The 25550-nt window shown below is 73.5% G+C and carries 21 protein-coding genes; 9 read left to right on the top strand and 12 right to left on the bottom strand.

What is annotated here, in order from left to right; translation table 11 throughout:
* Positions 1–119: 119 nt before the first annotated feature.
* From ACWGE1_RS09800 to ACWGE1_RS09785, 4 genes are all read left to right on the top strand, one after another.
* The gene (locus ACWGE1_RS09800) at positions 120–3998 is read left to right on the top strand and encodes an amino acid adenylation domain-containing protein (RefSeq protein WP_453420004.1); all 3879 of its coding nucleotides are present in this window, start codon (positions 120–122) and stop codon (positions 3996–3998) included.
* A 101-nt stretch (positions 3999–4099) separates the two neighbouring features.
* On the top strand, positions 4100–4870 hold the full coding sequence (locus ACWGE1_RS09795) for an SDR family NAD(P)-dependent oxidoreductase (protein ID WP_453420003.1): 771 nt from the start codon (positions 4100–4102) through the stop codon (positions 4868–4870).
* A gap of 78 nt (positions 4871–4948) precedes the next feature.
* On the top strand, positions 4949–5761 hold the full coding sequence (locus ACWGE1_RS09790; RefSeq protein ID WP_453420002.1) for a phytanoyl-CoA dioxygenase family protein: 813 nt from the start codon (positions 4949–4951) through the stop codon (positions 5759–5761).
* Positions 5761–6864: a zinc-binding dehydrogenase gene (locus tag ACWGE1_RS09785; protein WP_453420001.1), complete on the top strand. Its 1104-nt coding sequence runs from the start codon at positions 5761–5763 to the stop codon at positions 6862–6864. The genes ACWGE1_RS09790 and ACWGE1_RS09785 overlap by 1 nt, the downstream gene beginning before the upstream one ends.
* 71 nt (positions 6865–6935) lie before the next feature.
* Here the strand turns inward: ACWGE1_RS09785 and ACWGE1_RS09780 are convergent, their stop codons facing one another.
* From ACWGE1_RS09780 to ACWGE1_RS09745, 8 genes are all read right to left on the bottom strand, one after another.
* Complete coding sequence (locus ACWGE1_RS09780) at positions 6936–8441, bottom strand: MFS transporter (RefSeq protein ID WP_453420000.1); 1506 nt, start codon at positions 8439–8441, stop codon at positions 6936–6938.
* Positions 8442–8515: 74 nt separating this feature from the next.
* Positions 8516–9142, bottom strand: coding sequence for a TetR/AcrR family transcriptional regulator (locus ACWGE1_RS09775; protein ID WP_453419999.1), 627 nt, complete (start codon positions 9140–9142; stop codon positions 8516–8518).
* Between the two features lie 48 nt (positions 9143–9190).
* Positions 9191–10225, bottom strand: a complete 1035-nt coding sequence (locus tag ACWGE1_RS09770; RefSeq protein ID WP_453419998.1) for a pyridoxal-phosphate dependent enzyme — start codon at positions 10223–10225, stop codon at positions 9191–9193.
* Positions 10146–11198 carry a GHMP family kinase ATP-binding protein gene (locus ACWGE1_RS09765; protein ID WP_453419997.1) on the bottom strand — a complete coding sequence of 351 codons (1053 nt, stop codon included), beginning with the start codon at positions 11196–11198 and terminating at the stop codon, positions 10146–10148. Before ACWGE1_RS09765 ends, ACWGE1_RS09770 begins: the two co-directional genes overlap by 80 nt.
* Positions 11195–12034, bottom strand: a complete 840-nt coding sequence (locus tag ACWGE1_RS09760) for a Rossmann-like domain-containing protein (protein ID WP_453419996.1) — start codon at positions 12032–12034, stop codon at positions 11195–11197. The genes ACWGE1_RS09765 and ACWGE1_RS09760 overlap by 4 nt, the downstream gene beginning before the upstream one ends.
* Positions 12031–12867 (bottom strand): ABC transporter ATP-binding protein, encoded by an 837-nt coding sequence (locus tag ACWGE1_RS09755; protein WP_453419995.1) that lies wholly within the window; start codon positions 12865–12867, stop codon positions 12031–12033. The genes ACWGE1_RS09760 and ACWGE1_RS09755 overlap by 4 nt, the downstream gene beginning before the upstream one ends.
* Positions 12864–14012, bottom strand: a complete 1149-nt coding sequence (locus tag ACWGE1_RS09750; protein ID WP_453419994.1) for a FecCD family ABC transporter permease — start codon at positions 14010–14012, stop codon at positions 12864–12866. The genes ACWGE1_RS09755 and ACWGE1_RS09750 overlap by 4 nt, the downstream gene beginning before the upstream one ends.
* Positions 14002–15030 carry an ABC transporter substrate-binding protein gene (locus ACWGE1_RS09745; protein ID WP_453419993.1) on the bottom strand — a complete coding sequence of 343 codons (1029 nt, stop codon included), beginning with the start codon at positions 15028–15030 and terminating at the stop codon, positions 14002–14004. The genes ACWGE1_RS09750 and ACWGE1_RS09745 overlap by 11 nt, the downstream gene beginning before the upstream one ends.
* A 162-nt stretch (positions 15031–15192) precedes the next feature.
* On the opposite strand from ACWGE1_RS09745, the gene ACWGE1_RS09740 reads away from it, so the two are divergent.
* Positions 15193–16488, top strand: a complete 1296-nt coding sequence (locus ACWGE1_RS09740; RefSeq protein WP_453419992.1) for an MFS transporter — start codon at positions 15193–15195, stop codon at positions 16486–16488.
* A 2-nt stretch (positions 16489–16490) separates the two neighbouring features.
* On the opposite strand, the gene ACWGE1_RS09735 is transcribed toward ACWGE1_RS09740, so the two are convergent.
* Complete coding sequence (locus ACWGE1_RS09735) at positions 16491–17276, bottom strand: VOC family protein (RefSeq protein WP_453419991.1); 786 nt, start codon at positions 17274–17276, stop codon at positions 16491–16493.
* 176 nt (positions 17277–17452) lie between these two features.
* On the opposite strand from ACWGE1_RS09735, the gene ACWGE1_RS09730 reads away from it, so the two are divergent.
* Entirely contained in the window at positions 17453–18298 is an 846-nt protein-coding gene (locus tag ACWGE1_RS09730; protein WP_453419990.1) for a sulfurtransferase, read from the top strand.
* Positions 18299–18446: 148 nt separating this feature from the next.
* Here the strand turns inward: ACWGE1_RS09730 and sepH are convergent, their stop codons facing one another.
* Positions 18447–19505 (bottom strand): septation protein SepH, encoded by a 1059-nt coding sequence (gene sepH / locus ACWGE1_RS09725; protein WP_453419989.1) that lies wholly within the window; start codon positions 19503–19505, stop codon positions 18447–18449.
* A 489-nt stretch (positions 19506–19994) separates the two neighbouring features.
* Here sepH and ACWGE1_RS09720 point away from each other — a divergent pair, with 489 nt between their 5' ends.
* Positions 19995–20795: a hypothetical protein gene (locus ACWGE1_RS09720; RefSeq protein WP_453419988.1), complete on the top strand. Its 801-nt coding sequence runs from the start codon at positions 19995–19997 to the stop codon at positions 20793–20795.
* A gap of 20 nt (positions 20796–20815) precedes the next feature.
* Here ACWGE1_RS09720 and ACWGE1_RS09715 read toward each other — a convergent pair whose 3' ends face one another.
* Complete coding sequence (locus tag ACWGE1_RS09715; protein ID WP_453419987.1) at positions 20816–22147, bottom strand: D-arabinono-1,4-lactone oxidase; 1332 nt, start codon at positions 22145–22147, stop codon at positions 20816–20818.
* Entirely contained in the window at positions 22095–23351 is a 1257-nt protein-coding gene (locus tag ACWGE1_RS09710) for an MFS transporter (protein ID WP_453419986.1), read from the bottom strand. The genes ACWGE1_RS09715 and ACWGE1_RS09710 overlap by 53 nt, the downstream gene beginning before the upstream one ends.
* 174 nt (positions 23352–23525) lie before the next feature.
* Here ACWGE1_RS09710 and ACWGE1_RS09705 point away from each other — a divergent pair, with 174 nt between their 5' ends.
* Positions 23526–24680, top strand: a complete 1155-nt coding sequence (locus ACWGE1_RS09705) for a ferrochelatase (RefSeq protein WP_453419985.1) — start codon at positions 23526–23528, stop codon at positions 24678–24680.
* An 11-nt stretch (positions 24681–24691) separates the two neighbouring features.
* Positions 24692–25495 carry an inositol monophosphatase family protein gene (locus tag ACWGE1_RS09700; protein ID WP_453419984.1) on the top strand — a complete coding sequence of 268 codons (804 nt, stop codon included), beginning with the start codon at positions 24692–24694 and terminating at the stop codon, positions 25493–25495.
* Positions 25496–25550 lie beyond the last annotated feature (55 nt).

Raw genomic sequence — 25550 nt, 5'->3', positions numbered from 1 at the left:
CTCTTTCGCACGTCCTCCACGTTCCGCCCTCGCCTTCGGCGGGGAGCCGCCGACCGGCGCGCAATACGAGGAGTGTGGAAGAAGTGTCTGGGTCCGGATCCGGCGGCATGCACCTTCCCGTGTCAACGGCCCAGCGAGAGATGTGGCTGGCCGAGCAGGTCGATCCGACCGCCCCGCAGCAGCGCATCGGCGAGTACCTGGAACTCCAGGGCCCCATCGACCGGCAGGCCTTCGAAACGGCGATGCGGCAGACCATCGCGGAAGCCGCCCCCATGCACGCCCGGTTCACCGAGGAGGACGGTGAGCCCCGGCAGTGCGTGACCCCCTTCACCGACTGGGAGTTCCCGGTCCTCGACCTCAGCGGCGAACCGGACCCGGCGGCCGCCGCCCGTGCCTGGATGCGGGCCGACCTCGCCCGCCGGATGGACCTCTCCCGCGGACCGCTCTTCTCCTACGCGCTGCTCACCCTCGGCCCGGACCGCACCTTCTGGTACCTCAGCGCCCACCACGCCGTCGCGGACGGACACACGGGCGCCCTCCTCGCCCAGCGGGTCTGCGAGCTCTACACCGCCATGACCACGGGGCTTCCCCTGCCCGCCGGCCGGTTCGGGACCGTCCGGGAGATGCTGTCCGCCGACGCGGACCACCGCGCCTCCGACAAGGCCGCCGCCGACCGGGCGTACTGGACGAACCGGTTCGCGGACACCCCGGAAGTCGCCACCCTCGCCACCCGGCCGGCCGGCGGACCCGCCGCACAGGGGCAGATCAGCCACACCGGCAGCCTTTCCGCCGCCGAGACGGAGAGCCTCAAGGCCGCCGCCCGGGCGGCCCGCACCCACTGGTCCGTCCTCGTGGTCGCCGCCGCGGCCGCCCAGGTCCACCGGCTCTCCGGCGAACAGGACGTCATCCTGAGCATGCCGATGGCCGCCCGCACCGACCCCGCGGCGCGCACCATGCCCGGCATGTACTCCAACGTCCTGCCCCTGCGCGTGAACGTCCGGCCCGACCTCACGGTGGGCGAGCTCGTCCGCGAAGTCGCCGGTGGATTCCGGGAGATGATCCGGCACCAGCGCCACCGGGGCGAGGAGCTGGGGCGCGACCTCGGCCTGCCGGACACCGGGCGCTACCGGACCGGCCCCATGGTCAACATCATGGCCTTCGACTACGACCTGGCTTTCGCCGGGCAGCCCGCCACCGCCCACCACCTCACCCAGGGAATCGTCGAGGACCTGTCCTTCACGGCGTTCGACCGTGCGGACGGCCGGGGGCTGCGCATCGACCTCGTCGCCGACTCGGCCCGCTACGGAGCCGACGAGCTGGCCGCCCACCACGCGCGCTTCCTGCGCCTCCTGCGCGCCTTCAGCGCGGACCGGGACATGCCGGTCGGCTCCGTCGAGCTGCTCACCGACGGAGAGCGGGTCCGGCTGCTCACCGAGCTCGGCGGCCCCGAACAGAAGTACCCGGAAAGCATCCTTCCGGAGCTGTTCGCCCGGCAGGCCGCGGACACCCCCCACCTGCCGGCGGTCGTCTCGGCCGCGGCCACGCTGACCTACCGGGAGCTGGACACCGCCTCGAACCGGCTCGCCCGGCTGCTCATCTCGCGAGGTGTGGGACCCGAGCGGATCGTCGCCCTCGCCCTGCCCCGCTCCGCGGACCTCGCCGTCGCCGTCCTCGCCGTCCTCAAGGCCGGCGGCTGCTACCTGCCCGTCGACCCCGAATACCCGGCCGAGCGCCTGTCGTTCATGCTGAGCGACACCGCGCCCGCCGTCGTGCTGACCACCACGGACACGGCCCGCCGACTGCCGGACACGGACGCCCCGCGGCTGATCCTCGACGAGCCCGCCACCCTGCGGGAGCTGGAGCGGCTGGCCGGCACGGAGATCGACGACGGGCAGCGGCTGCGCCGGCTCGACCCGGAGCACCCCGTGTACGTCATCTACACCTCGGGCACCACGGGCCGGCCCAAGGGCGTGATGATGCCCGGCCGGGCGATGGTCAACCTCCTGTCGTGGCACGACGAGGCCTTCCCCTCGGCCGCCGGTACCAGGATCGCCCAGTTCACCGCGCTCAGCTTCGACGTGTCCGTACAGGAGATCCTCTCCGCGCTGCTGTTCGGCAAGACCCTGGTGGTGCCGTCCGACGAGGTCCGGCGCAACCCGGAGCTGCTCGCCGCCTGGCTCGACGACGAGCGCGTGAACGAGCTCTACGCCCCCAACCTCGTCCTGGAGGCCCTCTGCGAGGCGGCCCTCGACCAGGGGCGGACCATCCCGTCGCTGCGGGTCCTTGCGCAGGGCGGCGAGGCGCTCACCCCGAGCCGCCGGGTGCGCGAGTTCGTGCGCGGCCACGCCGGGCGCAGGCTGCACAACCACTACGGCCCGAGCGAGACCCACCTGGTGACGGCCCACACCCTGGGGGCGGACGTCGACGCATGGCCGGCCGCCGCCCCGATCGGCCGCCCGATCCCCAACATCCGGGCGTACGTCCTGGACGCCGGGCTGCGCCTGGTCCCGGAGGGCGCCCGGGGAGAGCTGTACCTCGCCGGGGCCGGGGTGGCCCGCGGCTATCTGAACCGTCCCGGGCTGACCGCCGAGCGGTTCGTGGCCGACCCGTACGGGGCCCCGGGAAGCCGTATGTACCGGACCGGGGACGTGGTCCGCTGGCTGCCCGACGGGCAGTTGGAGTACCACGGCCGTTCCGACGACCAGATCAAGATCCGCGGCTTCCGGATCGAGCCCGGCGAGATCAAGGCGGCCCTTGCCGCCTGCCCCGGCATCGTCCGCGCCGAGGTGGTGGCCCGCGAGGTCAGGCCGGGGGACCGGCGGCTCGTCGGATACGTCGTGCCGCAGACGCCGGGGTGCGACACGGCCGCGGTGCGCGAGTTCGTCCGGACGAGGCTGCCGGCCCACATGGTGCCCTCGGCCGTAGTCGAGCTGGCGGAGCTTCCGCTCACGCCGAACGGCAAGCTGGACCGCCGGGCCCTGCCCGAGCCCCGGCTCACCGGTGCCGCGCCGGTCCGTGAAGCGGCCACCGAGGAAGAACGGGTCCTGTGCGACCTCTTCGCCCAGGTGCTGGAGCTGCCCTCCGTCGGCGTCGACGAGAACTTCTTCGACCTCGGCGGGCACTCCCTCCTCGCCGCCCGCCTCGTCGCGCGCATCCGGGCCGCCCTCGGCACGCCGCTGGAGGTGCACGTCCTGTTCGAGTCCCCGAGCCCGGCCGGGCTCGCCCGGCGGATCGCCGACCCGTCGTCCGGCTCCGTTCCGCGCTCCCTGCTGCCGCTGCGCGCGGACGGCTCCCGGCCCCCGCTGTTCTGCGTCCACCCGGCCGCCGGGATGGGCTGGCCCTACGCGGGCCTCCTCCCGCACCTCGGCCCCGACCAGCCCGTGTACGCGCTCCAGGCGCGCGGGTCCGGGGAGGCGCCCGGCCTGCCGGCCACCGTCGAGGAGATGGCCGCCGACTACGTGGCGCAGATCCGTGCGGTGCGCCCCGAGGGCCCCTACCGGATACTCGGCTGGTCCTTCGGCGGTCTGGTGGCCCACGCCATGGCCACCCTCCTGGAGGGCGAGGGCGAGGTGGTCGACCTGCTCGTGATGGTCGACTCCTATCCCGTGGACGACCGGCTGCGGTCCGCCATGCCCCGGTTCAGCGAGGACGAGTTCGCCCGCTCCCTGCTCCAGTCGGCCGGGGACGACGAGCTCCTGCTCGGTGACGACCGCGCCCGGGCCGCGCTCCTCGACGTGTACCGCAACGACCTCGACCTGATGGCCGGGTTCAGGCCCGGCAGGTTCCGGGGCGGGCTGCTGTTCTTCCGGGCCGCGCAGACGGACCCCGACGACCCGTACGAACCGGGCCGCAGCACGGCGGCGGCCTGGGCGGGCCACATCGGCGGCCCCGTCGAGTCCCACGACGTGCCCGCCACCCACCACCGCATGATGCGCCCGTCCGCCCTGGCGCAGATCGGGCCGGTCCTCGCGGCGCGGCTCGGCTCCGCCACCGTGTGACGCCCCCGCCCCCGGTCGGCCGTCCCACCCCTCTCGTCCCACCCCTCTCGACCCACCGCTCCGGCGCATCCGCGCCCCCAGGAACCAGGAGATCCCTCCGCATGACAGTCCCGCCGACCGGCCCCGAGAGGGCGGCCGGATCCCTTGCCGTCGTCAGCGGCGGCACGCGGGGCATCGGCCTCGCCCTCAGCCTGCGGCTGGCACACCTCGGCCACCGGGTGGCCGCCCTCTACCGCAACGACCACGCGTCCGCACACGAGGCGGTCGCGCTCGGTGCGGGCCGGATCGAGACCCACCAGGCCGACATGGCCCGTCCGGAGCAGGTGCGCGCCGTGTGCGAGCGGCTGCTCGCCGAGCACGGTGCCCCCGAGGTGCTGGTGAACAACGCCGGGGTCAACCGGGACCGGCCCTTCCTGGAACTGACCGACGAGGACTGGGACCAGGTCCTCGCGACGAACCTGTCCGGGCCGTTCCACCTGACCCGGGCCCTCGCCCCGGCGATGGTGGCGGCGGGCCGCGGCACGATCGTCAACGTCGGCGCGACCACCGGCATCCGCCCGCGCCTGGGCGGGGTCAACTACTGCGCCAGCAAGGCCGGTCTGCTGCACTTCACCCGGTGCCTCGCGCTGGAGCTGGCCCCCGCCATCCGTGTCAACTCGCTCATCCCCGGGTTCACCGACACACCGGAGGTCGTCGAGCGGTACGGCCTGGAGGACCCCGTCCGGCGTGCCGAGGTGCTCGGGCAGATCCCGCTGCGGTCCCTGGGCACCGCCGAGGACATGGCCGACGCGCTGGAATTCCTCGTCGGCCGCCCGGGCCGCTACGTCACCGGGCAGCAACTGATCATCGACGGCGGCAACTTCATGGGCTGAGCCCGGGGCAGGGTTCCTGCCGATCGGGCCGGCCGCACCACCACGCACCACCACCCACCCTCATACGAAGGAACACCCATGCACCTCAGTGAAGAACAGATCACCCGATATCGCGAGGACGGATTCCTCCTCGTGGAGTCCGCGCTGGACGAGCGGGAGGTGGACCGGCTGCGGGATGCGTTCCTGCGCGACTGCGAGGTCCCCGGACCGCAGGTGATCAGGGAGGAATCCCGCGACGAGGTGCGCGCGGTGTACGCCTCGCACCACCGCCGGCCGGAGTACGCCGGACTCGTCCGTGACCCCAGGGTGCTCGGGCCGGTGCAGCAGCTGCTCACGGACGACGTCTACGTCTACCAGTTCAAGATCAATGCCAAGCCGGCCTTCGGCGGCGAGAAGTGGTCCTGGCACCAGGACTACGTCGCCTGGCGCATCGCCGACCAGCTGCCCGCCCCGCTCCAGGTCAACGTCGGCGTCTTCCTCGACACCGTCGACGAGTTCAACGGTCCTGTGATCTTCCTGCCCGGATCGCACCGCTCCGGCCTGGTGCGCGACAGCCGCACCGCCGAGGCCAAGTCCGACCAGCACCTGGACCCGGACGACATCGCCCTGACCCCCGACCAGCTCACCACCCTGGTCGCCGAGCGCGGCATGGTCAGCCCGAAGGGCCCGGCCGGCTCCCTCGTCTTCTTCTCGCCCGAGATCGTGCACGGCTCGGCGCCCAACATGTCGCCGTTCCCGCGCCGCCTGCTCCTCGCCACCTACAACGACACCTCCAACCTGCCGAGCTGGCCAGGTGAACCGCGCCCCGACTACGTCGTGTGCCGGGACACCGAGCCCCTGCGCGTCCTGGACGCCCCCTTCCTCGACGCCCTCGAGGGGGTGTCGGCGTGATGCGCGGAAAAGCCGTCGTCCTGGAGGAGTTCGGCCGACCGCTCGCACTGCGGGAGTACGAGGTCCCGGCCGCCCCGCCCGGGGGGATGCTCGTCGCCTGCAGCCACGGCGGCATCTGCGGCACCGACCTCCACCTCCAGCAGGGCCACCTGCCGATCCCCACCCCGCTGGTCCTCGGTCACGAAGGACTCGGCACCGTCCACGCGCTCGGTCCGGGCGCCCCCGCGCACGACGCCACGGGCGCCGCGCTGCACACCGGCGACACGGTGATGTGGGCCTCCTCGATCGCCTGCGGCTCCTGCGTGCCGTGCCGGCTGCACCGCGAGCCGACCCTGTGCGAGAACCGCCGCACCTACGGGGTGAACCGCTCCACCACCGAGGGCCCCGAGCTCTCCGGTGCCTGGGCCGAGTACATCGTGCTGCAGGCCGGCACCACCGTCGTGAAGCTCGACGACGCCATCGACCCGCTCGCCGCCATGTCCCTGGCCTGCGCGGGGCCGACCGTCGTGCACGCCCTGTACGAGCGGCGGCCGGTGCGCCTCGGCGAGACCGTCGTGGTCCAGGGCAGCGGCCCGGTGGGTCTCGCGGCCGCCGCCTTCGCCCAGCTCGCCGGGGCCGCCAAGGTCATCCTCGTGGGCGGTCCCGAAAGCCGCCTGGCCCTCGCGGCCGCCGCCGGCATCGGCGACGTGCACCTCGACATCACCGCGCCCGGTGGCGCCCCGGCCGTCCTGGACCGGGTCCGCGCGGAGACCGGGGGCGCCGGGGCCGACCTCGTCATCGAGTGCGCGGGCGTGCCCGCGGCCGTCGCGCAGGGCCTGACCCTCGCCCGCCGCGGCGGCTCCTACCTGGTCATCGGCCAGTACACGGACGCGGGCGACACCCTGCTCAACCCGCACCAGATCGTTTACCGGCAGCTCGACGTCGTCGGCTCCTGGGCGTTCACCGGCGCGCACCTCGTCGAGTACGTGCGCCTGCTGCCCGCCCTCGCGGCCCGCTTCGACCTGGCCAGCCTGGTGTCGTCGTACCCGCTGGACGGTCACGGCGCGGCGCTCGCGGCGGTGGCGGACGGTTCGGTCATGAAGGCCGTTTTCGTGAACCAGTAGGCATCGGGCACGTGTTGTGCGGGTGAGGAGTCGCCGGATCCGGTCCGGCGGCTCCTCACGCGTTCCCGCCATTAGTGGTGGGCCCCCACGGGGACCGCTTCCGGCTGTTCCACCGCCTTGCCGTCGGGTCCCGTACTGCCGTTCTGCCGACGGGCGTTGATGAGGAGGAAGGCGGCGGCCGCGGCCACCACGAGGATGCCGACCGCCCACCAGATCGCGCTGGCGTAGCCGTGCACGGCCGCCTCGTCGGCCAGCCTGGCCCGGTCGGCCCCGGAACGGGCGTGCTCGGCGAGCCAGGTGGCCGTGGCGCCGGCCGCGATGGTGTTCAGCAGGGCGGTGCCGATGGAGCCGCCGACCTGCTGGGAGGCGCTGATCAGGGCCGAGGCCACGCCGGCGTCCTGCGGCTGCACGCTGCGGGTGGCCAGGCTCATCGCGGGCATGAACGCCGTACCCATGCCCAGGCCGAGGAGCACCTGTGCGGGCAGCACCAGGCCGACGTACGAACTGTCGACCTCGATCTGCGTGAGCAGTGCGATACCGAGGGCCGAGGTCAGGAAGCCCGGACCCATCAGCAGCCGCGGGGGCAGGCGGGTCATCAGCCGGGAGCCGATCTGCGTCGACCCGATCACCATGCCGACGATCATGGGAAGGAAGGCGAATCCGGTGAGGACCGGCGTGTACCCCTTCACGACCTGCAGGTAGTAGGTCAGGAAGAGGAAGAGCCCGAACATGCCGATGACGGCCAGCCCCAGGGAGAGGTAGATGCCGCCCCGGTTGCGTTCGGTGACCACCCGCAGCGGCAGCAGCGGGGCCGAGACCTTGCTCTCCACCAGGACGAACGTGCCGAGCAGAACCACCGAGGCGACGAAGAGGGCCAAGGTGACGGGGGCGGTCCAGCCGTCGGACTCGGCGCGGGTGAACCCGTACACCAGCGACAGCAGGCCGGCGGTGGCGAGGACGACTCCGGGGAGGTCCAGGCGCGCGCCGTTGCGGGCACCCGCGGGCTCGCGCAGCACGGCGACGGCACCGAACACCGCGGTGACGGCGAAGGGGATGTTGATGAACAGCGCCCAGCGCCAATTCAGGTACTCGGTCAGCGCACCGCCCATGATCAGGCCGAAGGCGCCGCCGGCACCGGAGATCGCGCTGTAGATCCCGAACGCCTTGGCCCGTTCACCGGGTTCGGTGAAGGTGACCGCGAGCAGCGACAGCGCGGCCGGGGCGAGCAGTGCGCCGAACACGCCCTGCAGGGCCCGGGCGCCGAGCAGCATCGCCGGGTTGACCGCGAAGCCGCCCAGCGCGGACGCGCCCGCGAAGCCCAGCAGGCCGATGATGAACGCGCGCCTGCGGCCGGTCAGGTCGGCGATACGGCCGCCGAAGAGCAGCAGGCTGCCGAAGGCGAGCGAGTAGGCGGTGATCACCCACTGCCGGTTGCCGTCGGAGATGCCGAGGTCGTGCTGGGCCGAGGGCAGGGCGATGTTCACGATGGTCGTGTCGAGCACGACCATTAATTGGGCGATGCCGATGAATATCAGCGCCTTCCAGCGCTGGGGGTCCGGCTGGGGTGTTGCGTGCATGACGCCTCTCGGTTGACCGGGCGGCCGGGGTGGGCAGGGCTTGCAGGACTGATGGGGCTGACGGGCCGGGCGCCTCAGGGAGCCTGCTCCAGCGAGGGCAGCAGGGTGGGCAGCAGTTCGGCCAGTACGTCGACTGCGGCGCCCAGTGCTTCGTCGCTGCCGGGTCCGCCCGTGGCGGTCCGGGCGAGGATGCCCTCGCGGGAGGCGAGCAGGAAGGTGGCGAGGCTCTGCGCGCCGACGCGGGTGCCGCTGCGCTCCAGCAGGATCGCGAGGGCCTCGGTGACGGCCTTGTCGTGTTCATGGAGCCGTGCGCGGAGCTCCGGGCTGCGGGCCGCGTCGAGCCGGAACTCCAGGAAGAGCAGGATCCAGCCCCGCTCGTCGGGGTCGACCGCCAGGAGCAGCTCGCCGATCCGTCGGGCCGCCCCCGGCGCAGGATCGCGCAGCAGACCGCCCAACTGGTCGAGCCGGTTCGTGGAGTGACGGTCGAACAGCGCGAGGACGAGGTCCTGCTTGCTCGCGAAGCTGGAGTAGAAGGCCCCCCGCGTGTAACCGGCCGCCGCGCACACGTCCTCGATGGTGGTCTTCGCGTAGCCCCGCTCGACCAGCACCTGCCCGGCGGCGTCGAGCAGCCGCGCACGGGTGTGGACGCGGCGGCGGGGAGGCCGGCCGGAATCGGTGGAAGGAGTCTTCGAGGGAGCCACACGGGAACGATACATCATGTATTTAATACGCCGTGTATTGAAACTGGGTCATGCGCCGCCGCCCGTGCCGGGAGCCCGGTTCCAGCGCATCCGGGACCAGGGGAGGGCGAGTTCGGCCCGGTCAGTGACGGGGTGGGGGGCCAGCGAGTCGATGGCGGCCGCCTCGCGGTGGCGGGCGTACACGGTGTCCACGTAGCGGTGGCCGGTGTCGGCGGCGATGAAGAGGACCGTGCGTTCCGGGGCCCGGGACCGTTCCCACCGCGCGGCGAGGTAGCCGGCCCCGGTGGACAGGCCGGCGAACACCGCGTGCCGCCGCAGCAGATCGATGCTGCCGGCCAGGGCGGCGTCGAAGGAGATCCAGTGGAGCGTGTCGTACGAGGCGTGGCTGACGTTCTCGAAGGGGATGGAGCTGCCGATCCCGGCGATGATGATCTCGGGGTCCGCGACGTGCTCGGCGCCGAAGGTGACGCTGCCGAAGGGCTGCACGCCGACGAGTTCGACGTCGGGGGAGTCCTCCCGGAGGTAGCGGGCGAGCGCTCCGGTGGAGGCACCCGAGCCGACCCCGCCGACCAGGGTCAGGCCGCCCCCGCCCCCGCCGGCGCCTCCGTCGTCCTTGCCCGTCGACCTGCGGATCAGCTCGGCCACGGCCCGGTAGCCCAGGTAGTGGATGTCGTCGTGGTACTGGCGCATCCAGTGGTATTCGGGGTGCTCCGCGAGGATCTCGTGGATGCGCCCGACCCGCCGCTTCTGGTCCAGCTTCAGGTCGCTGCAGGGCTCCATCTGCTCCAGCGTCGCCCCGAGCACGGCGAGTTGGGCGCGCAGCGTGCGATCGACGGTCGTCGAGCCGACGATGTGACAGCGCATGCCGTGGCGGTGGCAGGCCAGGGCGAGGGCGTAGGCGTAGATCCCGCTGGAGCTGTCCAGCAGGGTGTCTCCGCGCCGAACGACCCCGGTGTCGAGCAGGTGGCGGACCGCGGCGAGGGCGGAGACGACCTTCATGGTCTCAAAGCGCAGGCAGATGAGCCGCTCGTCGAGGCGTATCAGGTCCGGTCGGCCGATGGCCTCCGCGATGTGCTGGTCCACTCGGGAACTCCTTGGTGGTCGGGAAGGTCGTCGGGAAAGCCGTCGGGGATGTCGGCGGGAAGGTCGCGAAGGTGCGGGTCGCGGCGATGCCGTTGCTCTCCAGGGCCCGTACGCAGCTGCGGACCCGGTGGCGCAGACCCGGGGCCGCCGGGTCGAGGAGCACACCGGCCACCGCGCCGCTGTGCGCGATCTGCACCCCCGCGGCCCCCAGCCGCCGGGCGATGTCGGCGAGCGTGTCGAATTCCGGGTGGCGCAAGAGCCGCTGGCCCTGCCGTGCGCTGGCGCTGGCGACCTGACCCAGCAGTGCCGCGTCCCCGGTGGCCACGGCCCGCCGCAGCAGGGCGCGCAGCCGCTCGAAGGCGCGTACGTCGGTGTCCTCGTGCGGTCGGACCGGCAGGGAGAGGGTGTCCACGGGCGCGCCCCCGCCCAGCGCGCAGCCCACGACGACGAGGGGCGGCAGGCGGTGGCCGAGGACCTCCAGCACCCGCCCCTCGCGCTGGGCGAAGAGCACCGGGCGGGCGTCGAGCATCAGCGGATCGCAGGCCAGCTCGGCGCGCACCGCCAGCCGGGCGATGGTGCCGGGCGCCAGCCGCGCTCCGTAGGAGTCGGCGACCGCGCGCACGACGGCGATGACATCGCTGGTGGAGCTGCCCATGCCCAGGCCCACCGGGATGTCGCCGGTGATCCGCAACTCCCCTCCGCAGGGCGGCTCCCGGCGCCGTCGTGCGCACTCCTCGACGGCGAGGACCGCCGCGCGGGCGGCCTTCGTACGGTCGGCCGGGAGGACGGTCAGCTGCTCCGGCGGGGTGCCGGGGCGGCGGGTGAACTCGGCGCGGCTGCCCAGCCCGGTCATCGGCAGGGTGACCAGGCCGGCGCACCGGCGCCCGGCGGCGTCGAGGAAGACGCCCTGGAGGATCTCGCCGTGGTGGCAGGAGGCGTGCCCGGCGCCGCGGCGGGCGGTGGACGGGATCACGGCTGCCCCACCGTCCGGTAGCGGTACAGGGTCGTCGGGTCGGCGCTGAACTGGGAGAAGGGGAAGGGTTCGGCGGACAGGGCGGTCACTCCGGAGCCGAGGAAGGCCCGGGCCACCGCGCTGCCGCTCTGTGCGTAGACGACCAGCGGGATGCCCCGGGTGCGGCAGCGGTCGAGGACGGTGTCGAAGGAGCCGTTGCTGAGGGTCATGCCGGTGGCGACGACGGCGTCGGCGCGCTCCAGCACCTCGTGCATGTCGGTGGTGACGGGATCGCCCCACTGGGTGGTCTTGAGGTTGAAGTCGCACGGCAGCGGTTCGCCGCCCCGCTCACGGATCGCCGCGACCAGCGGGTTGACCACGCCGATGAGGCCGACGCGGGCGCCCGCGTCGATGTCCAGCAGCCCGGCGATGGCCGCGTCGCGGGCGCGGGCGCGCACCTCGGGGGTGCCGGCGGGGAGGGTGAGCGGCTCGGCCCCGGCGTCGCGGTGCGGGAGCTGCGCGGCCAGGTAGGCATCGAGGGCGGCGATCCGCAGCGGGCGCGGTGCCTCGCGCAGCAGGACGTCGAGCGGGGCCCCGGAGGCCTCGCGGCAGATCGCCGGGTCGACCTCGCCCGCCTCGAAGGCGCAGCCGCCGAAGGCGCCGCCGAGGCGAACCAGGACGTACTGGTTGAGGTAGGTGGTGTCGCCGCCGGCCAGCCGGGTGCCGTGGTGGATCCAGAACACGCTGGTGGCCACGAGCCCGGAGGGCAGCGGGCCGTGCTCACCGGCCAGTACGGCCGCGATGAGCGCATCGACGGCGGGTGCGGGTGCGGGTGCGGTGGCTGACTGGGTCGTCATGACGTTCCTTGTCGAAGTACGGATGCAGATGCAGATGCAGATGCAGATGCGGGTTCGGGCCCGGTGGTGCGCAGGGGGCCGCGGTAGCAGACAGCGGGCCGGCCCAGCCCGTCGGTGGACAGTTCGGCGTCCACGCCGAAGACCAGGGCGAGGCGCTCGGCCGTGAGGACATCGGCGGGGGTGCCGGAGGCGATCAGCCGGCCGCGGTCCATGAGCAGCAGCCGGTCGCAGTGGCGGGCGGCCAGGGTGAGGTCGTGGAGGGCGACCAGTACCGTCTGCCCGGTACCGGCGAGCAGCTCCATGAGCTCCAACTGGTGTTTGACGTCCAGATGGTTGGTGGGCTCGTCCAGGAGCAGGGCGTACGGTTGCTGGGCGAGCGCGCGGGCGATGTGGGCGCGCTGCCGCTCGCCGCCGGACAGGCCCTTCCAGGAGCGGTCGGCGAGCCCGGTGAGACCGACGCGCTCCAGTGCGGCGGCGACGACCGCCCGGTCGGTGGCGTCCGGCCCGCGCCAGCGGTCGCGGAAGGGGGTCCGCCCCAGCCCCACGACGTCGACGACGCGCAGGTCGGTGTCGAACGCGCCGTCCTGCTCGACGAAGGCGACCCGGCGGGCGATCCGGCGGGCGCTCCAGTCCCGTACGGGCTGCCCGTCGTAGTGCACCGTGCCCGCGTCGGGCACGCGGAGCCCGGCCAGGCAGCGCAACAGCGAGGACTTGCCCGAGCCGTTGGGGCCGAGCAGTCCGACCGTCTCGCCCGGCGCGACGTCCAGGCCGACCCCGCGGACGACGGGCGTTCCCGAGGCCGACCAGCTCAGCCCTTCGGCGGTGATCCTCACAGCTCACCCCTCCTGCGCAGGACGAGAAGGAACAGCGGTACGCCGAGCAGCGCGGTGATCACGCCGACCGGTATCTCGCGCGGTGCGAAGGCGACCCGCGCCAGGGCGTCGGTCCACACCAGGAACACCGCGCCCGCGAGCGCCGCGTGCGGGAGCAGGACCCGGTGGAGCGGACCGGCGAGGAGGCGCACCCCGTGCGGGACGATCAGCCCGACGAACCCGATGGCGCCGACGGTGGCCACCGCCACCGAGGTCAGCACGGCCGTCATGACGAGCAGCAGCATCCGGGTGCGCCGTACGCCGATCCCCAGGGAGGCGGCGGTGTCCGCGCCGAACGCGAGGCCGTCCAGGGAGTTCGCGCACAGCCAGGCGGCCGCCAGCCCGAGCGGGGTGACGAGCGCGCAGACCGCGACGGCGTCCCAGCGGGCCGGGGCCATCGAGCCCAGCAGCCAGTGGGTGAGGGCGCGCGTGGTGTCGGCGTCCGCCGAGGCCATCAGGACGAGCGAGGTCAGAGCGGTGAAGAGCTGCCCGACGACCACGCCGGTGAGGACGATGCGGCCCGAGTCCAGGCCCGTCCGACGCAGCAGCACCAGCAGCAGGCCGAAGGAGAGCAGGGCGCCCGCGAGGGCGCCGCTGGTGATCCCGAGCGTGCCGCCGAGCCCGAGCCCGAGTCCGGACAGGGGCAGGACGGCCACGGTGACGGCCCCGGCCGAGGCGCCCGAGGACACGCCGAGCAGGTACGGGTCGGCCAGCGCGTTGCGCGTGACGGCCTGGAGCACGGTGCCGCAGACCGCGAGCGAGGCGCCGACCAGGGCCGCCATCAGGACCCGCGGCAGCCGCAGGTCCCAGACGAGCGAGTCCAGCAGCGGCGGCAGCGGTTCGGTGCCGAGGCCCAGCCGGGCACCGACCACCCGGCCGAGGTCGGCCCATCCCACGTCGGCGGTACCGATACGGGTGCCGGCCGCCACCGAGGCGGCCAGCACGAGCATCCCGGCGAGCAGCAGTACCGCCCGGGTCCGCGGTCCTGACCGCCCGGTCCGGGGCGGTGGGGACGGCGTGCGCACCCGGACCCCGCGGGCGGCCGGGAGCAGCAGGTCCACCGGCGGGTCCGGGGCGTCCGGCCGGGCGACCGGGTCAGCGGACATACCCGAGGTCCTTCATCCCCGCCGCCAGCAGCCCCAGGGTGTGCACCGAGCGTACGGAGGGGTCCAGTTCGATGCCCGGCACCTCGATGATCCTGTTCTCGCGCACCGCCGCCAGCTTGGAGGCCACCGGGTCCTTGGCCATCGTGTCGCGCTTCTCGGCGGCGCGGTCGCCGGGCCGGCCGCGTTCGGACAGATCGCCGATCACGATGAAGTCCGGGTCGCGCTTGGCGACTTCCTCCCAGGAGACCTCCGGCCAGTCCTCGTCCACGTCGTCGAAGGCGTTCTTCGCACCGACGATCCGGCTCATCTCGCTGGGCAGACCGGTCCGGCCCGCGACGTACGGCATGCCGTTGAAGACCGAGTAGAGGTAGACGACGGTGGGCTGCCCGCCGCCCGGCGCGGCGGCCCGGGAGGCGTTCTCACCGGCCGCGGTGACCGCGGCGCGCTGCTCCCGGGCGAGGCGGCCGGCCCGTTCCTCGCTGCCGAAGACCTTGCCGAGTTGCTCGTAGTCGGAGAAGAGCAGTTCGAAGGGGGTCTTTCCGGCCTCGTTCTGCTGCGGGCAGTCCACGGCGCTGACGAAGGTCGCGACCTCGAGGGCCGCCAGTTCCTCGCGGGTGCCGGCGCGGTCCTTCGTGTAGAGGTCGGTGGAGCCGGCGATCACGAAGTCGGGTGTGGCGGAGCGCAGTTGCTCGTTGGTGGCGATCTTGGGGGCGATGACCGGGACACCGGCGTACGCGTCCTGGTACTGCGCGGGGATCTTCGTCTTGAGGTTGGCCGTCCCGGCCATCCGCTTCTGGAGTCCCAGTTCCAGCAGGATCTCGGTCGAGGTCTGGTCCAGGGCGACGGCGCGCTCCGGGGGCCGGTCGAAGGCGAGCGGGCGCCCGCAACTGCTGATCGCCGCCGCCGGGGCGGCGGACGGGCCGGCCGGGGCGCGGTCGTCGGTGGCGGCCGAACAGCCCGCGGTCGTAAGGGCCAGGGCGAGTGTGAGGGGAATGCCGAGTCGGGCGCGGTGGCGCATGGGTTCTCCGGTTCGGGAAGGGCCGTGGGTGCGGTCGTGCACCGGGCAGGGGTGCCGCGTTCGAAGAGTACTGTAATGGTTATCGTTTTCATTAACACCCCTGGGGTCATGGTTCGCCGAACCACGACCCGGCACCTGCCGACGAATGAGGAGCACCACACCGTGTCGACCACACCCGCGCCCGCGACGCCCAAGGCCGTTCCGCCGCCCGCACGTTCCGTCCTGCGCGACCCCGCCTTCCTGCGCCTGTGGGCAGGCACCACCGCCTCCGGACTCGCGACCTGGGCGCTGCCCTTCGTCCTGGGTCTCGCGGTCCTGCACCGGGAACTCGGCGCGGCCGGCCTGGGCCTGGTCCTCGCCGCCCGCACCGCCGGCTTCCTCGTCGCCGTCGCCGTCGGCGGAGTGCTGGCCGACCGTCACCCGCGCCGGGCCGTCGTGCTCTGGTCCGCCCTCGCGGCCGCGGCGGCGGCCCCGCTCCTCGCCCTGGGTCTCGGCCGGTCGCTGGCCCTGATGACCCTGGCCGCCGCGCTCGCGGGCGCCGGTCAGGGGGCCTGCCGCCCCGCCTTCCAGGCGCTCACCGCCGAGGTCGTCGCCGCCGACCGCAGGCAGCAGGCCAACGCCGCCATGACCATGGCGGTTCGGACCTCCACGCTGGCGGGCCCCACCCTGACCGCGCTGCTCGCGGCATTCGTCGACGTGGGGACTCTGCTGCTGGGGATCGGCGTGCTCTGGCTCGTCGCCGCCCTCCTGCCGGGCCGGGGAGCCGTCCCGCGGCCCACCGCCGCACCGGCCGAGTCAGCCGGATCGGCCGAGGCGGCCGCGCCCGCCCCGCGCGCATCGCTGCGCGCCGAATTCATCGACGGGATACGCGAGGCCCGCCGACACCCCTGGTTCCTCGCCGGACTCGGCGCCCTGACCGCCGTGATCGCGCTGGGCTACTCCGCCACCAGCGTCGCCCTGCCCCTCATCAGCCGCGACCGCTACGGCACCGGGTGGGTCCTGGCCGCGGCCATGACCGCCTACACCGTGGGCGCGCTCGGCGGGGCCCTGGTCACCGCCCGCCGGCGGCCCCGCTCCCAGGGCTGGAGCGCCTTCGCGGGACTCGCCGCCTACGGTTTCGCGCCGCTGAGCCTGATGCTGCCGGTCCACCCGGTGGTGGTGATCGCGGCCTACGTCGTGGCCGGCGCCGGGATCGAACTGTTCAACGTGCCCTGGTTCACGGCCACCCAGCGCGAGGTCGCCCCGGACAAGCTCGCCCGGGTCTCCTCCCTGGACTTCCTCCTGTCCTACGGCCTCGCCCCGGTGGGCCTCGCCCTCATCGCCCCGGCCATCGACACCTTCGGCGTCACCCCGGTCCTCGCGGTGTGCGCCGGGGCCTGCTTCCTCGTACCCGCCGCGGCCGCCCTCGTGCCCACCGCCCGCCACTTCGGACGGGCGCCCGGGCCGAGGGCGGACTGAGCTCAGCGCGGGGACCGCACGATGGCGAAGACCGCTCCCTCCGGGTCCGCGACCGTGGCCTGCCGGCCGCGCGGACCCTCGCGGGGCGGATCGACCACGCGTCCGCCGAGTTCGACCACCCGGGCCGCCGCCGCGTCGGTGTCCTCCACCTCGAAGTACGCCATCCAGTGCGGTCCCCGGTCGTGCGGGAGCGAACGCCCGACGCCGTGCACGGCGGCCACGGGGCGGCCCTCCAGGTGCAGGGTCAGGTAGTCGAAGTCGTCGGAGGCCGTGGCGTGCGTCTGCGCCTCGTGGCCGAAGACGTGCTCGTAGAACTTCCCGACCGTCGAGGTGTCCTGGGTGACCAGCTCGTTCCACACGGGGGTGCCCGGCCCGCCGTGCAGCCGGGTGCCCATGCGGCTCTGCGCCTGCCACAGTCCGAAGATCGCACCCAGCGGGTCGGAGCAGATCGCCACCCGCCCCGCGATGCCGGCGTCCAGCGGACCCACCGCGACCGTGCCGCCGCAGGCGCGGACCGACTCGGCGGTCGCGTCCGCGTCGTCGGTGGCGAGGTACGTCGTCCAGTTCACCGGAAGATGCCGGTCCGGCGGCATCTCCCCGATCCCGGCCACCTCGTGGCCGTTCAGCACCGCACGGACGTACGGGCCGAGCTGCTCGGGTCCCGGTTCGTACTCCCAGCCGAACAGGTCGGCGTAGAAGTCCTCGGTGGTCCCGAGGCCGTGCACCATGAGGCTCACCCAGCACGGGGTACCGGGCGTGCGCCGGGTTGCTTCCGCTGCCTCGGTCATGTCAGCCGTCTCCTCCGTCGTGGCGCTTACCGGTGCTGATGCTTCCACTCCCGGGGACTCGGCGCGCCCCGACCGGGCCGCAACGAGGGGGCCCGGCGCGGAGTTGACCGGATCGGTGCGGCCCCCCGATGACGGGCTTGTTACGCCGGTGCCGGGCGGGGAGGAAGATGGCGGGCATGACTGCGAAATCTGCGATCCTCGCCGCCGCCGGACTGAGGAACGAGCTGGCGGGCCCCCGCCCGCCGGTGCTGCTGGACGTCCGCTGGCAGCTCGGCGGCCCCGACCAGCGGCCCGCCTACGAGGCAGGACACCTTCCCGGAGCGGTGTACGTCGACCTCGACAGCGAACTGGCAGGTCCGCCCGGGTCGGGCGGGAGGCACCCGCTGCCGGACCCGGAGGCCTTCGGGGAAGCGATGCGGCGGGCGGGCGTCCCGGCGGACGGGCCCGTCGTTGTGTACGACGGAGGCCAGGGCTGGGCGGCGGCCCGGGCATGGTGGTTGTTGCGCTGGACAGGTCACCCGAACGTGCGGGTCCTCGACGGCGGCCTTGCCGCCTGGACGGCCGCCGGGGGTGAGGTGACAGCCGATCGGGTGACTCCCGCGGAGGGCGATTTCAAGCCAACTCCGGGGGCGGTCGGACTGCTGGACGCGGACGCGGCGGCCCTGCGCGCGCGGGAGGGCGTCCTCCTGGACGCCCGTGCGGGCGAGCGCTACCGGGGCGAGGTCGAACCGATCGACCCGGTGGGCGGCCACATCCCGGGCGCGCTGTCGGCTCCGACCTCGGAGAACGTGCGTCCGGACGGGCGGTTCCTGCCGGCGGACGCGCTGCGCGCCCGGTTCGAGGGGCTCGGCGCGTCCGAGGGGACCCCGGTCGGTGTGTACTGCGGCTCGGGAGTCTCCGGAGCGCATGAGGTACTGGCCCTGGAGGTGGCCGGCATCGAGTCCGACCTCTATGCGGGCAGTTGGTCCGAATGGTCCGGCGACCCGGCCCGCCCGGTGGCCACGGGCCCGGACCCCCAGTAGTCGGGACGGGGCCGGGCGCATGCCGGGGCGCTCCCTGCGGGGCGCCTGACGCAAGGCCGCCCGGCCCCGGCGCAACCGGCCCTGACCGGTCCCGCCGTACCGTTCGGCCCGCCGCTCCACGCGTCGGCGGGGGCCCTGCTCTGCGGCGCTACTCCTGCTTCTTGCGGCGGGTGCCGAAGACGATCTCGTCCCAGCTCGGTACGGCCGCACGGCGCCCGGGGCGGACCCCGTCGGCCTCGGCCTGGCGGTCGGTCGTGCCGGTCAGCCGGTCGCGGTGGCCCGCCACCGTGCGGGGCATCAGGACATCGGCGTACGCGGCGCCCGCGCCCGCCGAGGCGGCGGGAGCCGGCGGCTCCTCCGCCTCCGGTTCCGTGTCCGTCGGTTCGGTGCGCTCCGGGACCACCATGTCGCCGCGGAAGCTCGGGACCGCCTCCAGCAGGCTGGTCAGGGTGTCCCGCTCCTCCTCCGGCTCCGGCGTGGGCGCCGGCCGGCTGTCGGCCCGCTCCAGCTGCCGGTCCAGGGCGCGGTCCAGCGGCCGGTCGCGCGGCAGCCGCGCGATCCTCGGCACGAAGGGGAAGCTCGGCTCCGGCGTCGCGGGCAGGTCCTCCGACTCGCCGATCAGGGAGCGGGCCTCGTCGTCGACGGCCACGACCAGCCGGCGCGGCGGGTCGTAGGTCCAGCTCGCGGAGTGAGGTTCGCTCGCGACGCGGTAGACGAGCAGGACCTCCCAGGTGCCGTCGTCGCGGCGCCAGGAGTCCCACTGGACGGATTCCTTCTCGGCCCCGCGCAGCGTCAGCCGTTCCTGCACGGCCTCGCCGAGCTGCGGACCGGTGTTCTCGCCGGGGCGGCGCACGGGGGTCTTGCGGGCACGCTCGGCCATGAACGCGCGCTCGGCGAGCACCGGGCCCTCGAAGCGGCGTACGCGGTCGACGGGGATACCGGCGAGTTGAGCGACCTCCTCCGCGGAGGCACCGGCCCGTATGCGGGCCTGGATGTCGCGGGGGCGGAGGTGGCTCTCCACCTCAATCTCGATCTGGTTCAGGCGTGCGCGATCGTTGCGGACGGCGGCGCGGAGCCGCTCGTCGATCGGAAGCGTGTACTCCGTGCTGTCCGCAGCCTTGAGCACCAGTCGTGTGCCGTCATTTGAGACGGCCACGACACGCAGTTCGGGCATGGGGACCTCCCGGGTGGTGCCTGCCGACGTCACGTGCGTCGCTGCTTCCGCTAGTCGAGTGTGGCCTGCCCGGGTGCAGCCTGCCACAACCTTGCCGAGTTAAACCGGCGTGTCGGGCATGCGCCCTTGATCGTCGTTATGGCACGGTTACCTGTTGGGCACGCACAGTGACCGAACGGTTACTGTGCGCAGCAGGAGCCCGTGCAATTCCGCGGCATCACCGGTCTTTGAGTGCCGTGTTCCATCAGTCGGCCCCCTCTCCCGAGTCCGGACATCCGAAAGGAAGGACGGCCCCAGGGCTCGCCACAGTACTCCATTCGGGCCACCTGGGTGGACCGCCGCGCCGCCGAAGTTTCCCCGGACGGCGGGAGTTGGCCTGCCCTCGATCGGGTCCGACCTGCACCCGTGGTCCGTTTTCGGGTGTCTTGCTTCACATAATCACCAGAAACGGAACTATCTGCTTCGCTCATGGGTCCGTAACTCCTGAAAGAGGAGAAGCGCGAGAGGCAGGACACACCGGGGATGGCGATGGGTCAGAGGGCGGCGCGGGACGTCGGGGAGGAGCCGGAGAGGAAGAAGCTCGACCTGAGCGCGGCCCAGGTCGCCGGTTCCTCGCTCGCCACCGTCGCGGCGGCCCTGCTCGCCTCGAAGATGGGTGTCTACGGGACCATCCTCGGGGCCGGCGTGGTCAGCGTCGTCGCGACCGCGGGCGGGCCCGTGATCCAGCACTTCTTCCGGCGCACCGGCGACCGGCTGCGGGGGAGCGCCCGGACCGGGGCCCGTAGCGTGCCGACGGACCGTGCGGAGCAGCGGGCCCCGGACGGCGCGCTCACGGGGGAGTTCGGCGAGGCCACCGTGCACGGCACCCGGGTACGGGGCTGGAAGCGCACCGCGGTGGCCTCCGGAGCGGCCTTCGCCCTCGCCATCGGCGGCCTCGGCACGTACGAGGCGATGGCCGGCACCTCCGTCAGCAGTGGCGGCGGCACGCTCTTCTCCGGCGGCACCCGCACGGCGGACCGGGACCGGCCCGCCCCGCCCCCGGAGGGGCCGGGCTCCGACGGGAAGCGCGGGCGGGCCCCCGGTCCGGGGACCTCGCCGAGCCCCTCGGACCCGCAGGACGGCCGGAGCCCCGGCCCCGGACCGAGCCCCTCGGGATCCGGGAACTCCGGCGGGAACTCCGGGAACTCCGGGGCTTCCGGGGATCCGAAGCCCAGCACCTCCCCCTCGAAGGAGTCCCCGTCCACGTCCCCGGCCCCCGCACCGCCGGCCCCGCCGACCGGCCCTGACGCGTCGACACCGGCGGCGGGGCGGAGCACGCCCTGACCCCGGCCGCCGGGACCGGCTCAGTCCCCGAGGACGCGCCGCAGGTAGTCGTTGCCGAAGACCCGGTTCGGGTCGAGACGGTCGCGCAGCGCGGTGAACTCGCCGAACCGCGGGTAGACCTCCGCGAAGTACCCCGCGTCCCGCGTGTGCACCTTGCCCCAGTGCGGACGCCCGCCGTGCGCGGTGAAGATGCGCTCGGCCGCCGTGAAGTAGGACTGGTACGGGGTGCCCTTGTACATGTGCACCGCGATGTACGCCGTTTCGCGCCCCGAGGCGGTCGAGAGCGTGATGTCGTCCGCCGGAGCCGTGCGCACCTCCACGGGGAAGCTGATCCGCAGCCCGGAGCGGTCGACCATCGCCCGCAGTTCCCGCAGCGCCTCGACCACCTGCTCGCGCGGGAGCGCGTACTCCATCTCCACGAAGCGCACCCGGCGCGGACTGGTGAACACCTTGTACGGGATGTCCGTGTACGTGCGCGCCGACAGGGCGCGGCTGGCCACCCGGGCGATGGAGGGAATGGTGGCCGGGACCGCGCGGCCCAGCGAGTTGACGGCCTGGAAGAGGCCGTTGGAGAGCAACTCGTCCTCGATCCAGGCGCTCACCGGTCCGGGCGGGGCGGCGGGGCCCTGGCTGCGGTTGTTCCGCTTGGTGTTGCAGTTGCCGGTGTGCGGGAACCAGTAGAACTCGAAGTGCTCGTTCTCCGCGAAGTGCTGCTCGAACTCGGCCGTCACCCGCTCGAAGCCCATCGGCTCCTCCCGCGCGGACAGGAAGAAGACCGGCTCCACGGCGAAGGTGATCGCGGTGACGATGCCGAGCGCGCCGATGCCGACCCGGGCCGCCGCGAAGACCTCGGGATTCTCCTTGTCCGAGCAGTTCAGCAGCCGGCCGTCGGCGGTGACCAGTTCCAGGCCCCGGATCTGGGCGGCGATGGAGGCCGAGTCGCGGCCGGTGCCGTGGGTGCCGGTGCTGGTGGCGCCGGAGACCGTCTGCTCCATGATGTCGCCCATGTTGGTGAGCGACAGGCCTTCCGCGGCCAGGGCCCGGTTGAGGTCCCTCAGGACCGTGCCCGCCGCCACCGTGACCGTGCCCGCGGCCCGGTCGATCGACAGGATCCCGGCCAGGGCCTGCGGGCGTACGAGCACCCCGTCGGTCGCGGCGGCCGCGGTGAAGGAGTGGCCGGTGCCGACCGCCTTCACCCGCAGCCCGTCCTCGGCGGCCCGGCGGACCGCCTCCTGGAGCTCCCCGACCGATGCCGGGCTCACCACGCGGGTCGGTGTGGCGGTGATGTTGCCCGCCCAGTTACGCCACGCGGTCCGTTCCGTGCTGCGCTGCCGTGCTGTCGCCGTCCCCATCGGTTGCTGGCTCCTCCCCTTGCGCCGGCCTCTGCAGCCGGCGATAACCCGCGAACCCGACCGCGGCCGCCGCGATCCCCGCCGTGATGGAGACGACGTACCCGGCCTGCGCTCCGGCTGCGTCGACGACCAAGCCGGTCACGAAGGACCCCAGCGCGATACCGACCGCGAGGCCGGTGCTGATCCAGGTCATGCCCTCGGTCAGCTTCGCGTGTGGTACGTGCGCCTCGATCAGGGCCATCGTGGTGATCATCGTGGGAGCGATGGCGAGGCCCGAGACGAAGAGCGCCACGGCCAGAAACGGAAGGTTCCCGGCCAGTAGGAGGGGGATCATACTCACGGCCATCGCACTGATGCCCAGGAGCCAGCGAGGTTCGGCCCTGCCCTTGAAGTGCAACAGGCCGAAGACGATGCCCGCCAGGCAGGATCCGAACGCCCAGACCGCCAGGAACACCCCACCGAGGGACTTGCTGCCCTGCTCCTCGGCGAAGGCGAGGGTCGACACGTCGACGGAGCCGAAGATCGCGCCGGTCGCCACGAAGGTGGCCACCAGGACCTGCAGGCCGGGGGAGCGCAGCGCCGAGGACCGGTCCGTGTGCTCGTGGTGGGGGTGCGGCTCGGGCTCGGTGGCGGTCAGGGCCGTCAGCCACCACACGCCCGTCACCAGGCAGACGAGGGCGACCACCGGGCCGGCCTCGGGGAACCAGCCGGCCGAGAGGGTCGCGGCCAGCGGCGGGCCGATGATGAAGCAGAGCTCGTCGACGATGGACTCGAACGAATAGGCCGTGTGCAGCTGGGGGGTGTCGCGGAACAGGGCCGTCCAGCGGGCCCGGACCATCGATCCGACGCTCGGCACGCACCCGGCGACGACGGCGAAGGGGAAGAGGGTCCAGCTCGGCCAGCCGTTCGCCGCCGCGACCAGCAGGCCGGTCACCGCGGCGGCCGTGATCAGGGTGACGGGGCGCAGCACCCGCCGCTGTCCGTACTGGTCCACGAGCCGCGATATCTGGGGGCCCACGGCGGCGGCGGACAGGGCGATGGTGCCGGTGAGCGCGCCGGCGAGCCCGTAGCTGCCGCCGAGCTCCGTGATCATCGTGAGGACGCCGATGCCCACCATGGCCAGCGGTAGCCGGCCGATAATGCCGGCGCCCGTGAACCCCTTGGTGCCGGGGATGGCGAATATGGCGCGGTAGGGACTGGGCAAGGTGGTGCCCTCCGTAAGGGACGTGATTGGCAAACACAGGTTACGTCCGCCGACAAGGCGCCCGCATGGGGAAAATACCGACAGGAAGTTAGGGTGACCTTACCTCGCGTCCGAGGGGTGGGACGGGCCGGGTCCGGTGCCCGGGCCCGGGCACCGGGTGGCAGGATTCGAGGCATGTCAGACCAGCTCCGTGCCCCCGACGGCGGCTCCGCCGCCCCTTACGACGCCCTTCTCCTGCTGTCCTTCGGCGGCCCCGAGGGACCCGACGACGTCGTGCCCTTCCTGGAGAACGTCACGCGCGGGCGCGGCATCCCCCGCGAGCGGCTCAAGGAGGTCGGGCAGCACTACTTCGGGTTCGGCGGGGTCAGCCCGATCAACGGGCAGAACCGTGAGCTGCTGGACGCACTGCGCAAGGACTTCGCCGGGCACGGGCTGGACCTGCCGGTGTACTGGGGCAACCGGAACTGGGCCCCGTACCTGACCGACGTGATGCGGGAGATGGCCGCCGACGGGCGCCGCCGGATCGCGGTGCTCGCGACCAGCGCGTACGCCTCGTACTCGGGCTGCCGCCAGTACCGCGAGAACCTCGCCGACGCGCTGGCCACCCTGGCCGGGGAGGGCGTGGAGCTGCCGCGCGTCGACAAGCTGCGCCACTACTTCAACCACCCCGGCTTCGTGGAGCCCATGATCGACGGGGTGCTGGCCTCGCTCGCCGAGCTGCCGGAGGAGGTGCGCTCCGGCGCGCACCTCGCCTTCACCACCCACTCCATCCCGACCGCCGCGGCCGACACCTCCGGCCCCGTCGCGGACCACACCGGGGGCGGCGAGGGCGGGGCGTACGTCAAGCAGCACCTGGACGTCGCCCGGGTGATCGCGGACGAGGTGGCCGCGCGGACCGGGGTCGCGCACTCCTGGGAGCTCGTCTACCAGTCCCGCAGCGGCGCCCCGCACATCCCGTGGCTGGAGCCGGACATCTGCGACCACCTGGAGGCCCTGCACGCCGCCGGGGCGCCCGCCGTCGTCATGGTGCCCATCGGCTTCGTCTCCGACCACATGGAAGTCCTCTACGACCTGGACACCGAGGCCACCGCGAAGGCGGCCGGGCTGGGCCTGCCCGCCCGCAGGTCCGCCACCGTCGGCGCCGATCCGCGCTTCGCCTCCGCCGTACGGGAGCTGGTGCTGGAGCGCGCCGCCAAGGAGCGCGGGGAGCCGGCCGCGGAGTGCTGGGTGGGCACGCTGGGCCAGAGTCATGACCTGTGCGCGGTGGGCTGCTGCCCGGCGCGGGGCCCCCGGCCGGCGGCCGCGGGCGTGGACAGTCCGTACGCGTAGGAAGTGGGACCGTGATCTCTGACGAGCTGAAGGCCGAACTGCTGGACGTGGGCCTGGAGGCCGCCCGGCAGGCCGGAGCTCTGCTGCGCGACGGCCGCCCGGCCGATCTGGCCGTGGCGGCGACGAAGACCAGCCCGATCGACGTGGTGACCGAGATGGACATCGCGGCGGAGAAGCTGATCACCGGCATCCTCGCCGAGCGGCGGCCCGAGGACGGGCTGCTGGGCGAGGAGGGCGCGGACACCCCGGGGACGAGCGGGGTGCGCTGGGTCGTCGACCCGCTGGACGGCACCGTGAACTACCTCTACGGGCTGCCGAGCTGGGGCGTCTCCATCGCGGCCGAGTACGGCGGCGAGACCGTGGTGGGCGTCGTCGCGGCGCCGATGCGCGGGGAGACCTACCACGCGGTGCTCGGCGGCGGCGCGTGGCTGGGTACGTCCCGCCTCGCCTGCCGGCCGGCGGCGCCGCTGGACCAGGCGCTGCTCGGGACCGGCTTCGCGTACGTGCAGACCCGGCGGGCCCACCAGGCCGAGGTCGTGGCGCGGATCATCCCGCTGGTGCGGGACATCCGGCGGGGCGGGTCGGCGGCGCTGGACCTGTGCGACGTGGCCGCGGGGCGCCTCGACGGGTACTACGAGCGGGGGCTCAACCCGTGGGACCTGGCCGCCGGGGACCTGATCGCCCGGGAGGCCGGGGCCGTGACGGGGGGCCGCCCGGGTGAGCCGGCCTCGGGCGGGCTGACCCTGGCCGCCACGCCTGCCGTGTTCGCCTCGCTCCAGCCGCTGCTGGAGGAGTCGGGAGCCTGGCACGACTGACCTCCGGCGGCGCCGTCCGCCCGGAAGCACGCGAACCCCGGACGCCCGCTGGGGC

It is taken from the genome of Streptomyces sp. NPDC054932, assembly GCF_053610205.1.
This window is presented reverse-complemented; position numbering and strand designations above follow the sequence as displayed.